The organism is Vogesella lacus, assembly GCF_979366295.1.
In genome coordinates this window covers 202,109-218,084 of record NZ_CEETQT010000007.1, presented here as the reverse complement: position 1 = coordinate 218,084, position 15,976 = coordinate 202,109, and the positions used below count along the sequence as shown (strand labels likewise).

Genomic DNA, 15,976 nt, shown 5'->3' with positions numbered 1-15,976 from the left:
ACGGTTTCAAAAACGGAAGGCGCGGATTTTACACGCTTTTTTGGCTTTGCGCAGCCAGATGGTAACGCAGGAGGTCAGGTTCGCCTCCACCTTGCGGCCGGATATCCAGCAAACGGCCACCACGACCGCTGATGGTGCGCTGCGAAGCAGGGTTGTTGGCCGCACAGGTGATGATCCAGCCACCATCCAGCTGCGCAGTGCCATAACTCTGCACATGGGCGAGCAGCCGGCCGGCAATGCCCTGGCCTCTGGCCGCCGGCAAGACTTCGTAACCGATATGACCGCATTCATCGAAGATAAACGGCGTCGTCCCCAGTCGCAAACGGATGGCACCGACAATGCGCCCCAGCTCATCCAGCGCAAACCAGGTCTGGCTAGGCACATAACCAGGCGGCAAATGGCGACCGGCAGCGTTATCCAGCACGCGCTGAAAGAACACCGCCGCCGAGTCACCAGCGTCAGCATAATGCTCGCAAGCGGCTGCACGGCAAGCGTGAAAATAATCGGGGTAGCAAGGCGCATGGCGGATGTCCGCCAGCTCGATATGCAGATTCATGACAGGCTTTCACGATGGCTTTGCATAAAGCATATAAAGCCCGCGAATGACTGCCAAGCACTTAGCCACGGGGTGCCAGCATGATCACTGCCATACCGGCCAGACACAGCCCGACACCGGCCAGATCCCACAAGCTTGGCCGCACACCATCCACCGCCCATAACCAGGCCAGCGCTACCGACACATAGACCCCGCCGTAAGCGGCATAGATACGACCGGAGGCATCCGGATGCAAGGTCAGCAACCAGGCAAACAAGGCCAGACTGGCTGCCGCCGGCAGCAACAGCCATGGCGAGCCACCCTTTTTCAGCCACAGCCACGGTAAATAACAGCCGATTATTTCGGCCAGTGCTGTTATCACAAACAGCGCAAAAGTTCGCATCGTTTCCACTTCTCCGCGCCGGCATGCCGGTGCCATCCACTCATCCGGGTCAACAATCCACCCGGCGCTTATTTGTCCAAATTCACTTGACATGACAGCATGCGCAAAATGCCATTGGAGAATGATTATGCAACAACAAGACGTGTGGGTATGCGTGGATATCGAGAGTGACGGCCCGGTGGCCGGCATGCACAATCTGTTGGCCTTTGCCGCTGTCGCCTTCCGCGCCAACGGTCACATCATCGCCGAATTCAGCTGCAACCTGCTGCCCACACCGGGTATGAGCGGCCATCCTGACACGCTGGCCTGGTGGCAAACGCAAAAAGAGACCTGGGCAGCCCTGCAACAAGATCAAGTCGAAGCGGGGACGGCGATGCAGGATTTTGCTGACTGGCTAAAGTCCCTGCCCGGCCGCGCCGTGCTGGTCTCGCATCCGGCCACGTTCGACTTTCCATTCATGCGCTGGTACAGCTTCAAATATCTTGGCTACGAACCATATTGCCGCTGGGGTATTGATGTCCCCAGCTTTGCCATGGCAGTACTGGGCAAACCATTCACCCGTAGTGGCCGCAATGACTGGCCTGCCGAACTGAATGAAGTCAGCAGTCCGCACTCGCACCTGCCGCTTGATGACGCACGCGGCCACGCTCAGGCCTTCTGCAATCTGCTAAAGCGGCGGGAAGAATTATGGGGCAAGGCCGAATATCAAAACTGAGGTCAAGCAACCTTCCCGATCAAATGTGTGAACCTACTACACCAGCGCCAGACGTACATAGATGGGCTGATACGGCTCGTCCTGACTGACCTTGATCATGCCTTCCTTGACCAGCTCCAGCACCGCGATGAAGTTGACTACCAGATGGGCTACGCCCTTGTTGATGTCGAACAATTCTTCGAAGGCGACATAATCGCGACCATCCAGATAGCGCAGGATAAAACTCATCTGTTCGCGTACCGACAGTTCGTCTTTCTTGACCTGATGGTGACGATTGTTCCTGGCTCGCGACAAAATGGCCAGCCAGGCATGTCGCAGATCGATTGCACTGACATCGGGCAGGCGCTGCTCGGCGGACTGTTCGATCAATACCGCCAGCCAGGCAAAGTCACGCTCGGCTTGCGGCAGCTTGTCGAGCGCGAGGCCAGCCAGCTTCATCTGTTCGTATTCCAGCAGACGACGTACCAGCTCGGCACGTGGATCATCCGGCTCGAAATCATCATCAGCCGGCGGACGCGGCAGCAGCAGGCGCGATTTGATTTCAATCAGCAGAGCGGCCATCAGCAGATACTCTGCGGCCAACTCCAGCCGTTCGGCACGCATGGCATCAATATACTGCATGTATTGCGCGGTAACTTCGGCCAGCGGGATGTCGAGTACATCGAGGTTCTGCTTGCGGATCAGATACAGCAGCAAGTCGAGCGGGCCTTCGAAACTCTCAAGTATCAGCCGCAAGGCATCGGGCGGGATAAACAGGTCCTGCGGCAGCTCCAGCACCGGCTGGCCAAAGACATGGGCCAGCGGCAGGCTGACAGGCAACTCGTCTGCATTCAGGGAAAAGTCGGGCGTGGTGTCGGTCATGACTACTCGGCAAGCTGATTCAAGCCGGCATTGTACGCGCTGCCGCCATTGGCAGCAGCAGGCTGATCGGCCAGCTGCCAGCGCAGGCGCAGAAACTGCGGACCGCTGGCAATCACGCGATAGCCCATTTCGGCATAAAAGGCATGCACAGGCCGGTCGCGGCGCAGACAGTCCAGCTCGATGCTTTCATGTTGGCCGCACATCGCCTGCAGACATTCCATGGCGCGCCTCCCATAGCCACGTCTTGGCGACACCACAACCAGCAAGTACAGCTGCCAGACGCTGCCGATCAGCTCCATGCACAACAAGCCGCGCTGGCGGCCGTTTTCGAGATACCAAAACAGTGTGCGGTCGCGATAGCAATCCATAAACTGCAGCCGCTGCTTGAGCTCGTCCCAGTGTGCGGCCAAGGATAGCTGCGCCTTCATGCCGTGACAGTACCAGGCATAGGCTTCGCCAACCTCACGCTGGCTGACCGGCTGCAGCTGGCCGTTCACATTCCGGCATCCTGCATGCGCTGTTCGGCTTCCTTGCGCATCTGGCGCCGGATCTCGGCCTCGCGAAACCGTTTGCGGTGGGTTTCGCTATCAAGAGAAAGAGGCGGCACCGGCTGGGCCTGGCCATCCTGAAACGCCACCATGGTGAAATAGCAGCTATTGGTATGGCGCACGCTGCGTTGCTGGATATTCTCGGCCAGCACCTTGATGCCAACCTCCATCGAGGTGCGGCCAACGTGGTTGACGCTGGCGAGGAAGGTCACCATTTCGCCGACATGAATCGGCTGCTTGAACAGTACCTGATCCACCGACAGCGTCACCGCATAACAGCCGGCGTAGCGGCTGGCACAGGCATAAGCTACCTGATCGAGCAGTTTCAGCAATACGCCGCCGTGTACATTGCCGGAAAAGTTGGCCATATCCGGCGTCATCAACACCGACATGGTCAGTTCGCGCTGATTAACAGTGTGTTCCGTCATTCTGATACCTTGCTTCACGTTTTATTCAAACTGGATGGCGTACAATACTTGCCCGGCAACCCACCCAGATTTCATCATGTCATCCCTGAGCCGATTGTTCCAGTACGCCCGCCGCTACCGCCGCGATGTTTACCTGGCCAGCACCTACTCCGTCATCAACAAGTTTTTCGACATCCTGCCCGAGATCCTGATCGGCGTAGCCGTCGATATCGTGGTCAACCAGCAGGCGTCGTTCCTTGCCAAGCTCGGTATTGTCGACACCTTCCAGCAACTGCTGTGGCTGGGCGTGCTGACCGTGCTGATCTGGGGTGGCGAATCGCTGTTCGAATACCTGTACCAGATTCGCTGGCGCAATCTGGCCCAAAATCTGCAGCACGATCTGCGGCTGGATGCCTACCAGCATGTGCAGAAGCTGCCGCTGTCCTATTTCGAAAACCAGAGCACCGGCAAGCTGATGGCCATCCTGAATGATGACATCAACCAGCTGGAACGCTTCCTCAACGGCGGCGCCAACAGCATCATCCAGATCTTGTGCTCGACGGTGATGGTCAGCGCCGTCTTCTTTTATATCGCGCCACAGTTGGCCGCACTGGCGCTGGCGCCGGTGCCGCTGATTCTGTTCGGCACGTTCTGGTTTCAGCGCCGCATCGCGCCGCACTATGCCGCGGTGCGCGAGGCCGCCGGCGTGATTAACAGCCGCCTCAACAATAATCTGCTGGGCGTGGCCACCATCAAGGCCTTTACCGCCGAGGGTTTCGAGGCGCAACACATTCGCGATGCCAGCGAAGCCTATCTCGCGCGCAATGCCGCCGCCATTCGCCTTGCCTCGGCCATTATTCCCATCATCCGCATGGCCATCCTGTCCGGCTTTGTGGTGACGCTGGTCTACGGCGGCTATCTGGCGATGGAAAAACAAATCAGTGTCGGCAGTTACTCGGTGCTGGTCTTCCTGACCCAGCGGCTGTTGTGGCCGCTGGTCGGGCTGGCCGACATTGCCGACCTCTACCAGCGCTCGATGACCGCCATCGATCGCGTGCTGAATGTCCTCTCCACACCCATCACGATTCCGTATGAAGGCACGTCGCTGCCGACCGAGGCAGTATCGGGGCAACTGGCTTTCAGCAAGCTGTCGTTTGCCTATGGCGAACAGCCAGTGTTGCAGGACATCAGCTTTGTGGTGCCGGCCGGTCGCACCGTGGCCTTTGTCGGCGCCACCGGTAGTGGCAAGAGCACGCTGATCAAGCTGCTGTTGCGCTTTTATGAAAGCAAGCAGGGCGAGATCCGGCTGGATAACCAGAATATCCGCGACATTGCCCTGCCCGAGCTGCGCCGCCAGATCGGTTATGTGAGTCAGGATGTCTTCCTGACCGATGGCAGCGTGGCGCAGAATATTGCTTATGGCCTGGGTGAGGTTGGCCGCAAGGAAGTCGAAGCCGCCGCCCGCGCGGCCGAGGCGCATGATTTCATCAGCAAGCTGCCACAGGGCTACGACACCCAGATCGGCGAGCGCGGCCAGAAGCTGTCCGGCGGCCAACGTCAGCGCCTGGCACTGGCGCGCGCGATCTTGCGTAATCCGAAGATCCTGATTCTGGATGAAGCCACCAGCGCGGTGGATAACGAGACCGAGGCGGCCATCCAGCGCTCGCTGGATATCGTGTCGCGTGGCCGCACCACACTGGTGATTGCCCATCGCCTGTCTACCGTGCGCCACGCCGACTGCATTCATGTGATGGAGCACGGCCGGCTGGTGGAATCCGGCACGCACGACAGTCTGCTGGCACAGGATGGCATTTACGCCGCACTGTGGCGTTTGCAGACCGGTGAAAAGCCGCAAGCCAGTCTCGCGCTATAATTCAGGCATCCACCCAGCAGCGCGCCATCATGCAAATTTCCACCGCCACGGCGGGCAGTTACGACAATCCTTACCTGACATCCTGCCCGGCAGGGTGTCAGTGTGCGTCGTGCCTGCGCAAGGCTGAACGCAAGGAAGCGCAGGCGGCCAACGTTGGCCGCAAGAGCAATGGCGAGCCGCTGGAGGATCACGAGCAGCGCCAGGTCGACAAGCTGAAAGAGCGTGATGCCGAGGTGCGCCGCCACGAACAGGCGCATGTTGCGGCCGCCAGCGGCCTGTCGGCCAGCAGCCCCAGCTATACCTTCCAGCAAGGGCCGGATGGCAACAAGTATGCGATCGGCGGCGAGGTCAATATCGACGTCAGCCCCGGTCGCAGCCCGCAAGAGACAATAGACAAGGCACGTCGCATCGAAGCCGCCGCGATGGCGCCGGCCGACCCGTCACCGCAAGACCATGCCGTCGCAGCGCAGGCTCGGCAGATGGCGCAACAAGCCAGTGTCGAGCTGCGCAGCCAGCAGCAAGCGCAGTCAAGCGGCGGACAAACCGGCTCGGCCAGCCAGCCCGGCACTCAGCCAGCCAGTCAGGGCGACCCGCTGGCGCAACGCATCCACAAAGATCTCAACCCAGCCAAAACTACCGGGCAATACATCAACACCAGCGCCTGACCTGACGGCAATAGGCGCGATAATCCTCGCCAAAGCGCTGCCGCAGCGCCGCCTCTTCTGCCGCAATCTGGACACGATCCATCCAGACGACAAACAGCAAGGGCACGATCAGGCCATGCGGCACCGCCAGCCATAATCCCCACGCCAGCAACAGCAAGCCCATGCCCAGATACATCGGATTGCGGCTATAGCGATACCAGCCGGCCACCACCAGCACGCTGGCTTCGCTTGGCCGCACCGGATTCAGCGTGGTACGGCTCTGCACGAAACGCCGGGCCGCGCCAAACAGCATGGACAAGCCCGGCAAAGCCAGCAGCAGCGACAAGCCTGCCGGCACCTCAAAGCGCGGCGTCGGCCAGCGCCAGGCCAGCAGCCACATCAGCGCAGCCAGCAAGACTGTCAGCAATAAAGGCGGTATACGCAGACTCATCCGTTCTCCTTTTCAACGCGCGCGTGCCAGACGCAAACCATTGGCAATCACCAGCAGGCTGGCACCGACGTCGGCAAATACGGCCATCCACAGATTGGCAATACCGAACAAGGCCAGCACGAAGAATACCGCCTTGATGCCCAATGCCAGCGCAATATTCACCCGCAACACCGCCATGCTGCTCCGTGCATGGGCAAACAGCCACGGCAGCTTGTCCAGCCGGTCATCCATCAGCGCGACCTGTGCCGCCTCGAGTGCTGTATCCGAGCCGGCTGCGCCCATGGCAATGCCCAGATCAGCGCGCGCCAGTGCCGGCGCATCATTGACACCATCGCCCACCATCGCCACCGGCGCCTGCGCCGCGGCTGCGGCCAACCTTTGCAGCTTGTCTTCCGGCAGCAGATTGCCATGCGCCTCGTCCAGCCCCAGCTGTGCGGCCACCCGCGCCACCACGCCGGCACGATCGCCCGACAGCAACATCAGCCGCATGCCCTGCCCGTGCAAAGCCTGCAAGCTGGCCGCCGCCGTTGGCCGCAAGGCATCCTCGACCAGCAATACCGCCAGCAAGCTGCGCTCCTGCATCAGCAAGACATAACCTTGGCCATCCGCCTCCAGCGGCTGCAAGTATTGCTGCAACACCTCCTCAGCCACGCCCGACTCTTGCGCGAGGCGACGATTGCCCAGCGCGACATCGCGACCTTGCCACAAACCGGTCATGCCTAGGCCGGGCAGCTGGCGCACCGCGCTGATCGGTTGCGGCGTAATCTCCTGCTGCTTTGCTGCCTGTTGTACGGCCCGCGCAATCGGGTGGCTGCTCTCGCCAGCCAGACCGGCTGCCAATGCCAGTAGCTCACGCTCCGGCTGATTGACCACGGCTTGAATGGCACCCAGCTGCGGCTCGCCCAGACTCAGGGTGCCGGTCTTGTCGAGCACGATGGTTTTGATGCGCGCTGCTGCTTCCAGTGCCGCGCCGCCCTTCACCAGCACGCCATGCCGCGCCGAAGCCGCCAGCGCCGACACCAGCGTCACCGGCGTGGCGATGACCAGCGCGCACGGGCAGGCAATCACCAGTAATACCAGCGCCTGATACAAGGCCGCCTGCCAGCTGGCGAGGCCGACCAGTGGCGCGGCCACCGCCCACAGCACCGCCAGCGCGACCACCACCGGCGTGTAACGCGCGGCAAAACGGTCAATAAAGCGCTCGACCTGGGTACGCTGCGCCTCGGCATCCCGCACGCTGCGAATGATGCGGGCAAGCAGGCTGTCATCCGCCAGACTCGTTACCGTCATCAGCAGCACGCCCTCACCATTGATCGCACCGGCAAAGAGCGCATCCCCTACGCTCTTGTCCACCGGCAGGCTCTCGCCGGTAATTGCCGCCTCGTCAAGCGCACTGCTGCCTTGCAGGATGCGACCGTCCAGCGGCACCCGCTCGCCCGGCTGCACCTTGACCGTGCGGCCAAGCGCGATAGCAGCTACCGCCACTTGCTGCCACTGGCCGCCCTCTTCCACCCAGGCAAGCTCTGGTCGCAAGGCCATCAAGGCACGAACCGCCTCGCCAGCCTTGGCCAATGCCCGCGCTTCGAGCTTTTCCGACAAGGCAAACAGGAACAGCACCATTGCCGCTTCCGGCCACTGGCCGAGAATCACGGCACCCAGTACGGCAACCGACATCAGGAAATAGATATTCAGGGTGAAGGTCTTTAGCGCAAACCAGCCCTTGCGCGCCGTTGCCGGGCCGGAGAGCAATAGTGACAGCAGCGCCGCTACCACCACAGCCGCCGGCTGCGAAGGCAGCAGGTAGTGCACCGCCTCGGACGTTGCGGCCAACATGCCTGATAAAGCCAGCGCGGTATTGCTCTGCCACCACGGTGCAGCTGTTGCCGTGCCGGCACGGTCGCTACGCTGCGCCGGCAAGCCGATCTGCTGCAGCGCGGCATAGAGCGGCTCCGGCGACGCTGCCTGATAGCGCAACACCACATTGCGCGCCAGATAATCAAAGCGCAAAGCCGACACACCGGCGACCTTGCCCAGTGCCTCGGCAATCATGCGGCCTTCGGTCGGGCAATCCATCGCCGGTATGTGCAAGGCCAGCTCGTCACTGGCAAGTGCATCGACCACCGTTTGTGCCGGCCCGGCGTCCGCGGCAGTAGCGCAGCAGCCATGCTCATGATTGTGCTGGTGGTCGTGCTGATGGTCGTGCCTCGTCTGGCACGAGGCTGGTTGTTTGTTCTGGCAGCAGGCTGACATGATGTACTCCGCTAGTCTGTTCAGACTGCATTGCACACCCTATAGTTACTTTAGGGTCAAGACTGATGACCAGACAATTTCAGGAGGCTGTCGTGCAAATCGGACAATTGGCCAAGGCCACGGGTTGCGAGGTGGAAACCATCCGCTATTACGAGAAAGAAGGCTTGCTGCCTTCGCCCAGCCGCAGCAGTGGCGGCTATCGCCAGTATCTGCCGCAGCATGTCGAGCAGCTGCACTTCATCCGCCACTGCCGCGCGCTCGGCATGTCGCTTGGCGATATCCGTCTGCTGGCCGATTTTCACCAGCACCCCGCCCCCGAACCTTGTGACCATGTGAATGCGCTGATAGACCGGCAAATCCGCGAGGTACATCAGCAGATTGAAAAACTGCAGCAGCTGGAGCAGCAATTACTGAGCTTGCGCGCGCGCTGTGACAGCCCGCATACGGTGGCGGACTGCGGCATTCTGAAATCTCTGGAAGATGCCTCGAACGGGCTGGACTGCGCCTGCCACCCCGAGGCTGGCGAACAGGCAAAAAAATAGCCGGCTAAAAGCCGGCTTCAACAACGCTCGTAAGGGGATTCAAGGTCATACCTCGCATCGCATCCCCTGGCTATGCGAGGCATCACATAATCTTCGGGATCAACCCGGCTGATGCCTTGTCCGCTAGGCGGACCACAACGTTCAGATGCACAACACTGTTCAGCGAGGAGAAGCTGGCAATGTCGCTCTGGCAAATGCACGCTGCGTTACGAGCCACAACACAACACAGAGAGTGATACGGATTATAAGTAAGAAAGTTACAGTCGTGAAATGACTTGTTTTCATAAAAATCATTCCAAAATAGAATTCAAAAGCATCATGCAAAAAAATTGCCGGCTGATTGCCGGCAATAACAACGCTCGTAAGGGAGTTCAAGCTCATGCTTCGCACCGCACTCCCGGCTTGCGAAGCATCAATGAAATCATGGACCTGGCCAATGATGCTTTGTCCGGTCAAGGACAACGGCGCCACAACAGCCTGCCGTGCAAAGAGGAGAAGTCTGCACCGCGCTACTGCTGCACTACCGTGTTACGAGCCACAACACAACACAGAGAGTAAGCGCAGTATAGCGAAACAAAACTACATTCCGCAAATGAATTGATATTATATTTATAATTCTAAAATGGAATAATTTATATCCAGGCAAAAAAATGGCCGGCTTGTCAGCCGGCCAAACAACGCTCGTAAAGGGAAGTCAAGGAAACTACCTCGTCAGCGTCCCATGCACTAGACGAGGCATCAGTAATCTGATGCGACCTACAGTCGCTGCCTTGCCCAAATCTGGGCGACGGGTTAACAGGCACATTCTTCAGGGAGGAGATACCGTCAGAACGTTGATTGCCGTGTAGTCCGTCTTACGAGCCACAACACAACACAGAGAGTGATGCGGAGTATATAGTGATACGAAACATTCTAAAAATGAATTAAAATAATAAATAACATTCGAATTGGGAATAACATGGACATCAAGGCACTGCGCTACTTTACCGAACTGGTACGCCAGCAAAACTTCACTCGTGCGGCGGAGGCACTGTTCGTTACCCAACCTACCATCAGCAAGATGGTGAAACAGCTGGAAGAAGAGATCGGAACACCTCTGCTGGTGCGTGAAGGCAAAAGCTTTCATCTGACCGATGCCGGCCGCGTGGTGTACCAACGCGGGCAGGATGTGTTGGCCGCACAAATGCGCCTCAACAGCCAGCTGGCCGAACTCGCCGAGCTCGCGCGTGGTGAACTGGTCGTCGGCCTGCCCCCGATGACCGGCGGTGCCTTCTTTGCCCCGGTGGTCGGCGCCTTCCGCGACCGCTACCCCAGCGTCGAGCTCAAGATTGTCGAGGACGGCGCGCGCGCCATCGAAAACAGCGTGCGCAGCGGCGAGCTGGAAATCGGTGCAGCGGTATTGCCTGTCGACAATAATGTGTTCGAGAGCATCAGCCTCGTGCGTGAGCGTCTGTGCCTGGTCGCACCCAAAGGCAGCCGCTGGCAAGGCCAGACTCAGGTAACGTTGTCAGAGATAGTCGACCAGCCATTGGTGTTTTATCCGGAAGACTTTTCGCTGAGCAAGCGCATTGCCGACTCGTATGCCCTGCTGGGTAAACCATTGCTGATTGCCGGACGCAGCGCCCACTGGGACTTCATCGCCGCCATGGTCGAAGCCCGCCTTGGCATTGCCATGCTGCCCGAGGTCATCAGCTATCGGCTGGACAGTCAGCGTTTCGACATCATCCCGATTGATGAAGAGCGCATCATCTGGCACCTCGGCCTGATCTGGAAGAAAAACAGCTATCTGTCTCACGCAGCACGAGCATGGATTACACTGACCAAAGAGATACTACTTTCTTGACCGGCTTATGACGGTTAGTGTGCAGATTAGTCAGTATGATTATTGAAATGGCCACATAGTCCAGCATTATGGCTTAACATAGCTGTCAGTAACTGCATTGACATCATTACAAGCATTTCAGGAAAGAAATCAGGATAACGCCAGCATGACCGTTCCCACCAACCCCGCGACCACCACCATCTCTGACCCGTTCCTGAACAATCTGGTCGAACTGACCTCGCAACGCGAGCAGAATCTGCTGGAACGCAGCCTGCTGTCGACACTGGTCGAATGCCTTGGCGCTACCCACGCCGAGTTATTTTCCTGCCGCTGGATCAACGGCGCACCCTATGTCAAACGCCAGACCCTGGTGACTGTCAGCGAAGATGGCAACGCCACCATCAGCAATCTCGAAGGTGAGACCTGGGCACCACCGGTCATCTCGATGTACAACGCCCTGCAAAGTGGCCAGACCGTACAACACAGCCCTGCCGGCCATACCCTGATGTTGCGTTGCCTCGGCTCGGTGGTCGCCATCGTACGCTTCCGCTGTCGTGATGATCAGCCGCTGAATGTCGGGGCACTGATGGCGATGGCGCGCATCAATGAAAACTTTCTGCGCCTGCTGTTCGAGGCCGACCGCGACATGCTGACCGGCCTGCATAATCGCCGCAAGTTTGATGCCCACCTTTATACGCTGATCTCCGGTCTGCTGCTGGACAAACAGGATGAACCACGCGCCGCGCTGGCTATCATCGATGCCGATGACTTCAAGCGCATCAATGACGACTACGGCCACCAGATCGGTGACGAGATCCTGCTGTTGCTGGCCCAGCAACTGCAGCGGGCATTTGGCGAAGATGACGGCATCTATCGCTATGGTGGCGAAGAGTTCGCCATCATCATGCGCAATGTGACGGTAGAGCAGGCTCAGGCACAGCTAGAGCGTTTCCGCCAGGCCATAGAGCACTTCGGCTTTCCGCAGATCGGCCAGCTGACAATCAGCTGTGGCTTTACCGAGATCCAGCGCGGCCAGCTGCCAACCACCCTGATCGGCCAGGCTGACAAGGCCTTGCTGTACAGCAAGAAGCACGGCAAGAACCGAGTCAGCCATTTTGAAAGCCTGCGCCAGCAAGGCCTGCTGGAAGACAGTCAGATCAACGGCGAAGTCACCCTGTTCTGACATCAAGGTTGGCCGCAAGCGATTGCGGCCAACCTACACGCTGCAAAATAAAAAACGCCACCCAGAAAGGTGGCGTTTTGCTTTGACCGAAAGTCTTGCGACTTAGATCATGCCTTTGCTTTTCAGCAGTTCGAACATGGTCTTGCCGATCTCGGCCGGGCTACGAGTGTAGGCAATACCAGCCTGCTCGAAAGCCTTGAACTTCTCTTCGGCAGTACCCTTGCCGCCGGAGATGATCGCACCAGCGTGGCCCATACGCTTGCCCTTAGGCGCGGTAACACCAGCGATGTAGCCAACAACCGGCTTGGTCACGTACTGCTTGGCAAATTCAGCTGCTTCTTCTTCAGCGGAACCACCGATTTCACCGATCATCACGATCGCGTCGGTATCAGGATCGTCCTGGAACAGTTTCAGGGCGTCGATGTGGCTGGTGCCAGGGATCGGGTCGCCGCCGATACCGATACACGTGGACTGACCCAGACCCAGAGCGGTAGTCTGAGCAACCGCTTCGTAAGTCAGGGTACCGGAACGGGACACGATACCGATACGGCCCGGGTTGTGGATGTGCCACGGCATGATGCCGATCTTGCACTCGCCCGGAGTGATGATACCTGGGCAGTTAGGGCCGATCAGGCGGATGCCGGCTTCGTCAACGGCCTTCTTCACGTACAGCATGTCCAGAGTCGGCACGCCTTCGGTGATGCACACGATCAGCTTAACGCCGCTGTCGATAGCTTCCAGGATGGAATCCTTGGCGAAAGCTGCAGGTACGTAGATAACCGAAGCATCAGCCTGGGTTTGACGAACCGCGTCTTTCATGGTGTTGAACACCGGCAGACCCAGATGCTCGGAACCACCTTTGCCTGGAGTAACACCACCGACAACCTTGGTGCCAACCTTCAGCGCCTGTTCAGCGTGGAAAGTACCGTTCTTGCCGGTGAAGCCTTGCACCAGCACTTTGGTGTCTTTGTTTACCAATACGCTCATTTCGAAATCCTTATGCGGTGCGTGTGATTACAGGGCAGCAACAGCAGCAACGATCTTCTCGGCTGCGTCGTTCAGACCTTGTGCGGAAGTCAGCTTCAGGCCGGACTCGTCCAGGATCTTGGCGCCCAGTTCGGCATTGTTGCCTTCCAGACGTACCACTACCGGTACAGTCACGTTCACTTCTTTAACCGCAGCAATGATCGCCTCGGCAATCATGTCGCAGCGAACGATGCCGCCGAAGATGTTGATCAGCACGCCCTGAACCGAAGTGTCGGCCAGAATCAGCTTGAACGCTTCGATCACGCGCTCTTTGGTAGCGCCGCCGCCCACGTCCAGGAAGTTGGCAGGCTGGCCGCCCTTCAGCTTGATGATGTCCATGGTGGCCATCGCCAGACCAGCACCGTTCACCATGCAACCGATATTGCCTTCCAGGGCCACATAGTTCAGGTCGAACTCGGAAGCTTTCACTTCGCGCTCGTTCTCCTGCGACTTGTCGCGCTGAGCCAGCAGTTCCGGATGACGGTACAGGGCGTTGGAGTCCAGGTTGATCTTGCCGTCAACGCAAGCCAGTTCGCCGTTTTCACGCAGCGCCAGCGGGTTCACTTCGAACAGTGCGAAGTCGTTTTCAACGAAGGCGTTGTACGCGCCCAGCATCAGCTTGCTGAAAGCAGCGATCTGGCTACCGGACAGACCCAGCGCGAAAGCCGCGTCACGAGTCTGGAACGGCTGCATGCCAACCAGCGGATCTACTTCGATCTTGATGATCTTTTCCGGGGTTTCTTCGGCAACTTTTTCGATTTCCACGCCACCTTCGGTGGAAACCATGAACACTACGCGCTGGGAACCGCGGTCAACCACGGCGCCCAGGTACAGTTCGCGCTGTACCGGGTACATGTCTTCACATACCAGCACGCTGTTTACCGGCTGGCCGGCAGCGTCAGTCTGGTAAGTCACCAGATTGGTGCCGATCAGGGTCTTGGCAACTTCAGCAGCTTCTTCGCGGGTTTTAACCACTTTTACGCCACCAGCCTTGCCACGGCCACCTGCGTGTACCTGGGCTTTTACAACGGCGAATTTGCCGCCCAGTTGGTCGTAGGCAGCAGCAGCTTCTTCCGGCGTGGTAGCCAGAATGCCTTTTTGCACCGGCAGGCCGTATTTGGCCAGCAGCTCTTTCGCTTGGTATTCGTGCAGGTTCATTGCGTTTCCTTTACGGGTAGATTCGGGCCGGTTTGTGGCCAGCCCAGCTATGCCTGAATTGCGGGATTGTACCGTCTGTCGCCCAGACGGTACATGACCTTGTTTTGTTAGCCGTGCAGGGCGCGCTTGTCAGCAGCCAGCGCAGCCTCGTGCACTACTTCGGACAGACTCGGGTGAGCATGGACAATGCGTGCCAGATCTTCGCTGGCCGCCTTGAATTCCATGGATACCACGCCTTCGGTTACCAGTTCGGACACCATCGGGCCGATCATGTGCAGACCGAGAATACGGTCGGTCTTGGCGCAAGCCAGCAGCTTGACCGTACCCTGTGCCTGACCCAGACCCAGTGCGCGACCGTTGGCAGCAAAACCGGAAGTACCTTTCTTGTACTCGATACCTTCGGCTTTCAGCTGCTCTTCGGTCTTGCCGACCCAGGCGATTTCCGGCGAGGTGTAGATCACCCACGGAATCACGCCGAAATCGACGTGCGGCTTCTGGCCAGCGATACGCTCGGCCACGGCCACGCCCTCTTCCGACGCCTTATGCGCCAGCATCGGGCCACGCACCACATCACCAATCGCCCAGACATTAGGCAGATTGGTATGGCAGTGATCGTCAACCACGATGAAACCGCGCTCATCAGTAGTCAGGCCAACGTTGGCCGCGCCCAGACCATTGGTGTTCGGCACGCGGCCGATGGACACGATCAGCTTGTCGAATTCGGCCTTCACGGTTTCGCCGTTCAGCTCGTAGCTGACAGTCACGCCGTTGTCGCCCTTGACGATCTCGCCAATCTTCACGCTCAGCTTGATATCCAGGCCAGTGTCTTTGGTCAGGGTCTTGAACGCTTCCTTGGCGATCTGCTGGTCAGCAGCAGCGAGGAAAGTCGGGGCTGCTTCCAGGATGGTCACTTCCGCGCCAAGGCGCTTCCACACCGAACCCATTTCCAGACCGATCACGCCGGCGCCGATCACGCCCAGACGCGCCGGAACGGCGGTCAGCGCCAATGCACCTTCGTTGTCCAGCACGATCTGGTTGTCGGTTGCCAGACCTGGCAGTGCGCGCGGGCTGGAACCGGTAGCCACGATCACGTGGGTAGCTTCCAGGGTGTCAACCACGGCGCCGTTGTCGGTCACTTCGATAACCCACTTGTCGCCCTGACGGCTCTTCAGTTCACCGAAACCGTGGATATTGGCAACCTTGTTCTTCTTGAACAGGAAGCTGATACCACCGGCGTTCTTGGTGATGATGTCGTTCTTGCGGGCCAGCATCTTGGCCACGTCCATCTGCGCGCCTTCGACGCTGATGCCGTGCTTGGCAAAGTCGTGCTGTACGGCGTGGAAGTTTTCCGACGACTGCAGCAGGGCCTTGGACGGAATGCAACCGACGTTCAGGCAGGTACCACCCAAAGAAGGCTTGCCTTCCGGGCTCTTGGTCGCGTCAACGCAAGCAGTATTGAAACCCAGCTGGGCTGCACGAATGGCCGCAACGTAACCGCCAGGGCCGCCGCCGATCACCACCACGTCAAATTGTTGGCTCATTGATTATTCCTTTGCAC

At 58.9% G+C, this 15,976-nt stretch carries 16 protein-coding genes; 6 read left to right on the top strand and 10 right to left on the bottom strand.

Going from position 1 to position 15,976, the window contains the following annotated elements; genetic code table 11:
• Positions 1–28 precede the first annotated feature (28 nt).
• Both ACZ9W6_RS11065 and ACZ9W6_RS11060 read right to left on the bottom strand, forming a co-directional pair.
• Positions 29–556, bottom strand: coding sequence for a GNAT family N-acetyltransferase (locus tag ACZ9W6_RS11065; RefSeq protein ID WP_465191196.1), 528 nt, complete (start codon positions 554–556; stop codon positions 29–31).
• Positions 557–617: 61 nt separating this feature from the next.
• Positions 618–938 carry a YnfA family protein gene (locus ACZ9W6_RS11060; RefSeq protein ID WP_465191195.1) on the bottom strand — a complete coding sequence of 107 codons (321 nt, stop codon included), beginning with the start codon at positions 936–938 and terminating at the stop codon, positions 618–620.
• Positions 939–1,065: 127 nt separating this feature from the next.
• Between ACZ9W6_RS11060 and ACZ9W6_RS11055 the strand changes: the two genes are divergently transcribed.
• On the top strand, positions 1,066–1,653 hold the full coding sequence (locus tag ACZ9W6_RS11055) for a 3'-5' exoribonuclease domain-containing protein (RefSeq protein WP_465191194.1): 588 nt from the start codon (positions 1,066–1,068) through the stop codon (positions 1,651–1,653).
• 36 nt (positions 1,654–1,689) lie between these two features.
• On the opposite strand, the gene ACZ9W6_RS11050 is transcribed toward ACZ9W6_RS11055, so the two are convergent.
• Genes ACZ9W6_RS11050 through ACZ9W6_RS11040 form a run of 3 tightly spaced genes read right to left on the bottom strand, consistent with a single transcriptional unit; the run spans position 1,690 to position 3,490 of the window.
• A complete protein-coding gene (locus tag ACZ9W6_RS11050) occupies positions 1,690–2,514 on the bottom strand; it encodes a segregation and condensation protein A (protein WP_465191193.1) in 825 nt (274 codons plus the stop codon).
• Between the two features lie 2 nt (positions 2,515–2,516).
• Positions 2,517–3,011 (bottom strand): GNAT family N-acetyltransferase, encoded by a 495-nt coding sequence (locus tag ACZ9W6_RS11045; protein ID WP_465191192.1) that lies wholly within the window; start codon positions 3,009–3,011, stop codon positions 2,517–2,519.
• Positions 3,008–3,490: an acyl-CoA thioesterase gene (locus tag ACZ9W6_RS11040; RefSeq protein ID WP_465191191.1), complete on the bottom strand. Its 483-nt coding sequence runs from the start codon at positions 3,488–3,490 to the stop codon at positions 3,008–3,010. Before ACZ9W6_RS11040 ends, ACZ9W6_RS11045 begins: the two co-directional genes overlap by 4 nt.
• 76 nt (positions 3,491–3,566) lie before the next feature.
• Between ACZ9W6_RS11040 and ACZ9W6_RS11035 the strand changes: the two genes are divergently transcribed.
• Positions 3,567–5,342, top strand: coding sequence for an ABC transporter ATP-binding protein (locus ACZ9W6_RS11035; protein WP_465191190.1), 1,776 nt, complete (start codon positions 3,567–3,569; stop codon positions 5,340–5,342).
• A 29-nt stretch (positions 5,343–5,371) separates the two neighbouring features.
• On the top strand, positions 5,372–6,007 hold the full coding sequence (locus ACZ9W6_RS11030; RefSeq protein ID WP_465191189.1) for a putative metalloprotease CJM1_0395 family protein: 636 nt from the start codon (positions 5,372–5,374) through the stop codon (positions 6,005–6,007).
• On the opposite strand, the gene ACZ9W6_RS11025 is transcribed toward ACZ9W6_RS11030, so the two are convergent.
• Positions 5,991–6,437, bottom strand: coding sequence for a methyltransferase family protein (locus ACZ9W6_RS11025; protein ID WP_465191188.1), 447 nt, complete (start codon positions 6,435–6,437; stop codon positions 5,991–5,993). The two genes, ACZ9W6_RS11030 and ACZ9W6_RS11025, sit on opposite strands and share 17 nt — an antisense overlap.
• A gap of 12 nt (positions 6,438–6,449) precedes the next feature.
• Positions 6,450–8,687: a heavy metal translocating P-type ATPase gene (locus ACZ9W6_RS11020; RefSeq protein ID WP_465191187.1), complete on the bottom strand. Its 2,238-nt coding sequence runs from the start codon at positions 8,685–8,687 to the stop codon at positions 6,450–6,452.
• Positions 8,688–8,779: 92 nt separating this feature from the next.
• Between ACZ9W6_RS11020 and cadR the strand changes: the two genes are divergently transcribed.
• The 3 genes from cadR to ACZ9W6_RS11005 all read left to right on the top strand — a co-directional run bounded on the left by cadR (position 8,780) and on the right by ACZ9W6_RS11005 (position 12,234).
• Positions 8,780–9,229 carry a Cd(II)/Pb(II)-responsive transcriptional regulator gene (gene cadR, locus ACZ9W6_RS11015; protein WP_465191186.1) on the top strand — a complete coding sequence of 150 codons (450 nt, stop codon included), beginning with the start codon at positions 8,780–8,782 and terminating at the stop codon, positions 9,227–9,229.
• 958 nt (positions 9,230–10,187) lie between these two features.
• Positions 10,188–11,072 carry a LysR substrate-binding domain-containing protein gene (locus ACZ9W6_RS11010; RefSeq protein ID WP_465191185.1) on the top strand — a complete coding sequence of 295 codons (885 nt, stop codon included), beginning with the start codon at positions 10,188–10,190 and terminating at the stop codon, positions 11,070–11,072.
• A gap of 145 nt (positions 11,073–11,217) precedes the next feature.
• Positions 11,218–12,234, top strand: a complete 1,017-nt coding sequence (locus ACZ9W6_RS11005; protein ID WP_465191184.1) for a GGDEF domain-containing protein — start codon at positions 11,218–11,220, stop codon at positions 12,232–12,234.
• Between the two features lie 102 nt (positions 12,235–12,336).
• Here ACZ9W6_RS11005 and sucD read toward each other — a convergent pair whose 3' ends face one another.
• The 3 genes from sucD to lpdA all read right to left on the bottom strand — a co-directional run bounded on the left by sucD (position 12,337) and on the right by lpdA (position 15,959).
• Positions 12,337–13,221 (bottom strand): succinate--CoA ligase subunit alpha, encoded by an 885-nt coding sequence (sucD, locus tag ACZ9W6_RS11000; protein ID WP_047966798.1) that lies wholly within the window; start codon positions 13,219–13,221, stop codon positions 12,337–12,339.
• A gap of 27 nt (positions 13,222–13,248) precedes the next feature.
• The gene (sucC, locus tag ACZ9W6_RS10995) at positions 13,249–14,418 is read right to left on the bottom strand and encodes an ADP-forming succinate--CoA ligase subunit beta (RefSeq protein ID WP_465191183.1); all 1,170 of its coding nucleotides are present in this window, start codon (positions 14,416–14,418) and stop codon (positions 13,249–13,251) included.
• 107 nt (positions 14,419–14,525) lie between these two features.
• On the bottom strand, positions 14,526–15,959 hold the full coding sequence (lpdA, locus tag ACZ9W6_RS10990) for a dihydrolipoyl dehydrogenase (protein ID WP_465191182.1): 1,434 nt from the start codon (positions 15,957–15,959) through the stop codon (positions 14,526–14,528).
• Positions 15,960–15,976: the final 17 nt, after the last annotated feature.

Bases quoted from the DNA above. Each gene is read 5' to 3' on its own strand.
- ACZ9W6_RS11065 (WP_465191196.1), bottom strand. From the start codon at position 556: ATGAATCTGCATATCGAGCTGGCGGACATCCGCCATGCGCCTTGCTAC.
- ACZ9W6_RS11060 (WP_465191195.1), bottom strand. From the start codon at position 938: ATGCGAACTTTTGCGCTGTTTGTGATAACAGCACTGGCCGAAATAATC.
- ACZ9W6_RS11055 (WP_465191194.1), top strand. From the start codon at position 1,066: ATGCAACAACAAGACGTGTGGGTATGCGTGGATATCGAGAGTGACGGC.
- ACZ9W6_RS11050 (WP_465191193.1), bottom strand. From the start codon at position 2,514: ATGACCGACACCACGCCCGACTTTTCCCTGAATGCAGACGAGTTGCCT.
- ACZ9W6_RS11040 (WP_465191191.1), bottom strand. From the start codon at position 3,490: ATGACGGAACACACTGTTAATCAGCGCGAACTGACCATGTCGGTGTTG.
- ACZ9W6_RS11035 (WP_465191190.1), top strand. From the start codon at position 3,567: ATGTCATCCCTGAGCCGATTGTTCCAGTACGCCCGCCGCTACCGCCGC.
- ACZ9W6_RS11030 (WP_465191189.1), top strand. From the start codon at position 5,372: ATGCAAATTTCCACCGCCACGGCGGGCAGTTACGACAATCCTTACCTG.
- ACZ9W6_RS11025 (WP_465191188.1), bottom strand. From the start codon at position 6,437: ATGAGTCTGCGTATACCGCCTTTATTGCTGACAGTCTTGCTGGCTGCG.
- ACZ9W6_RS11020 (WP_465191187.1), bottom strand. From the start codon at position 8,687: ATGTCAGCCTGCTGCCAGAACAAACAACCAGCCTCGTGCCAGACGAGG.
- ACZ9W6_RS11010 (WP_465191185.1), top strand. From the start codon at position 10,188: ATGGACATCAAGGCACTGCGCTACTTTACCGAACTGGTACGCCAGCAA.
- ACZ9W6_RS11005 (WP_465191184.1), top strand. From the start codon at position 11,218: ATGACCGTTCCCACCAACCCCGCGACCACCACCATCTCTGACCCGTTC.
- sucD (WP_047966798.1), bottom strand. From the start codon at position 13,221: ATGAGCGTATTGGTAAACAAAGACACCAAAGTGCTGGTGCAAGGCTTC.
- sucC (WP_465191183.1), bottom strand. From the start codon at position 14,418: ATGAACCTGCACGAATACCAAGCGAAAGAGCTGCTGGCCAAATACGGC.
- lpdA (WP_465191182.1), bottom strand. From the start codon at position 15,959: ATGAGCCAACAATTTGACGTGGTGGTGATCGGCGGCGGCCCTGGCGGT.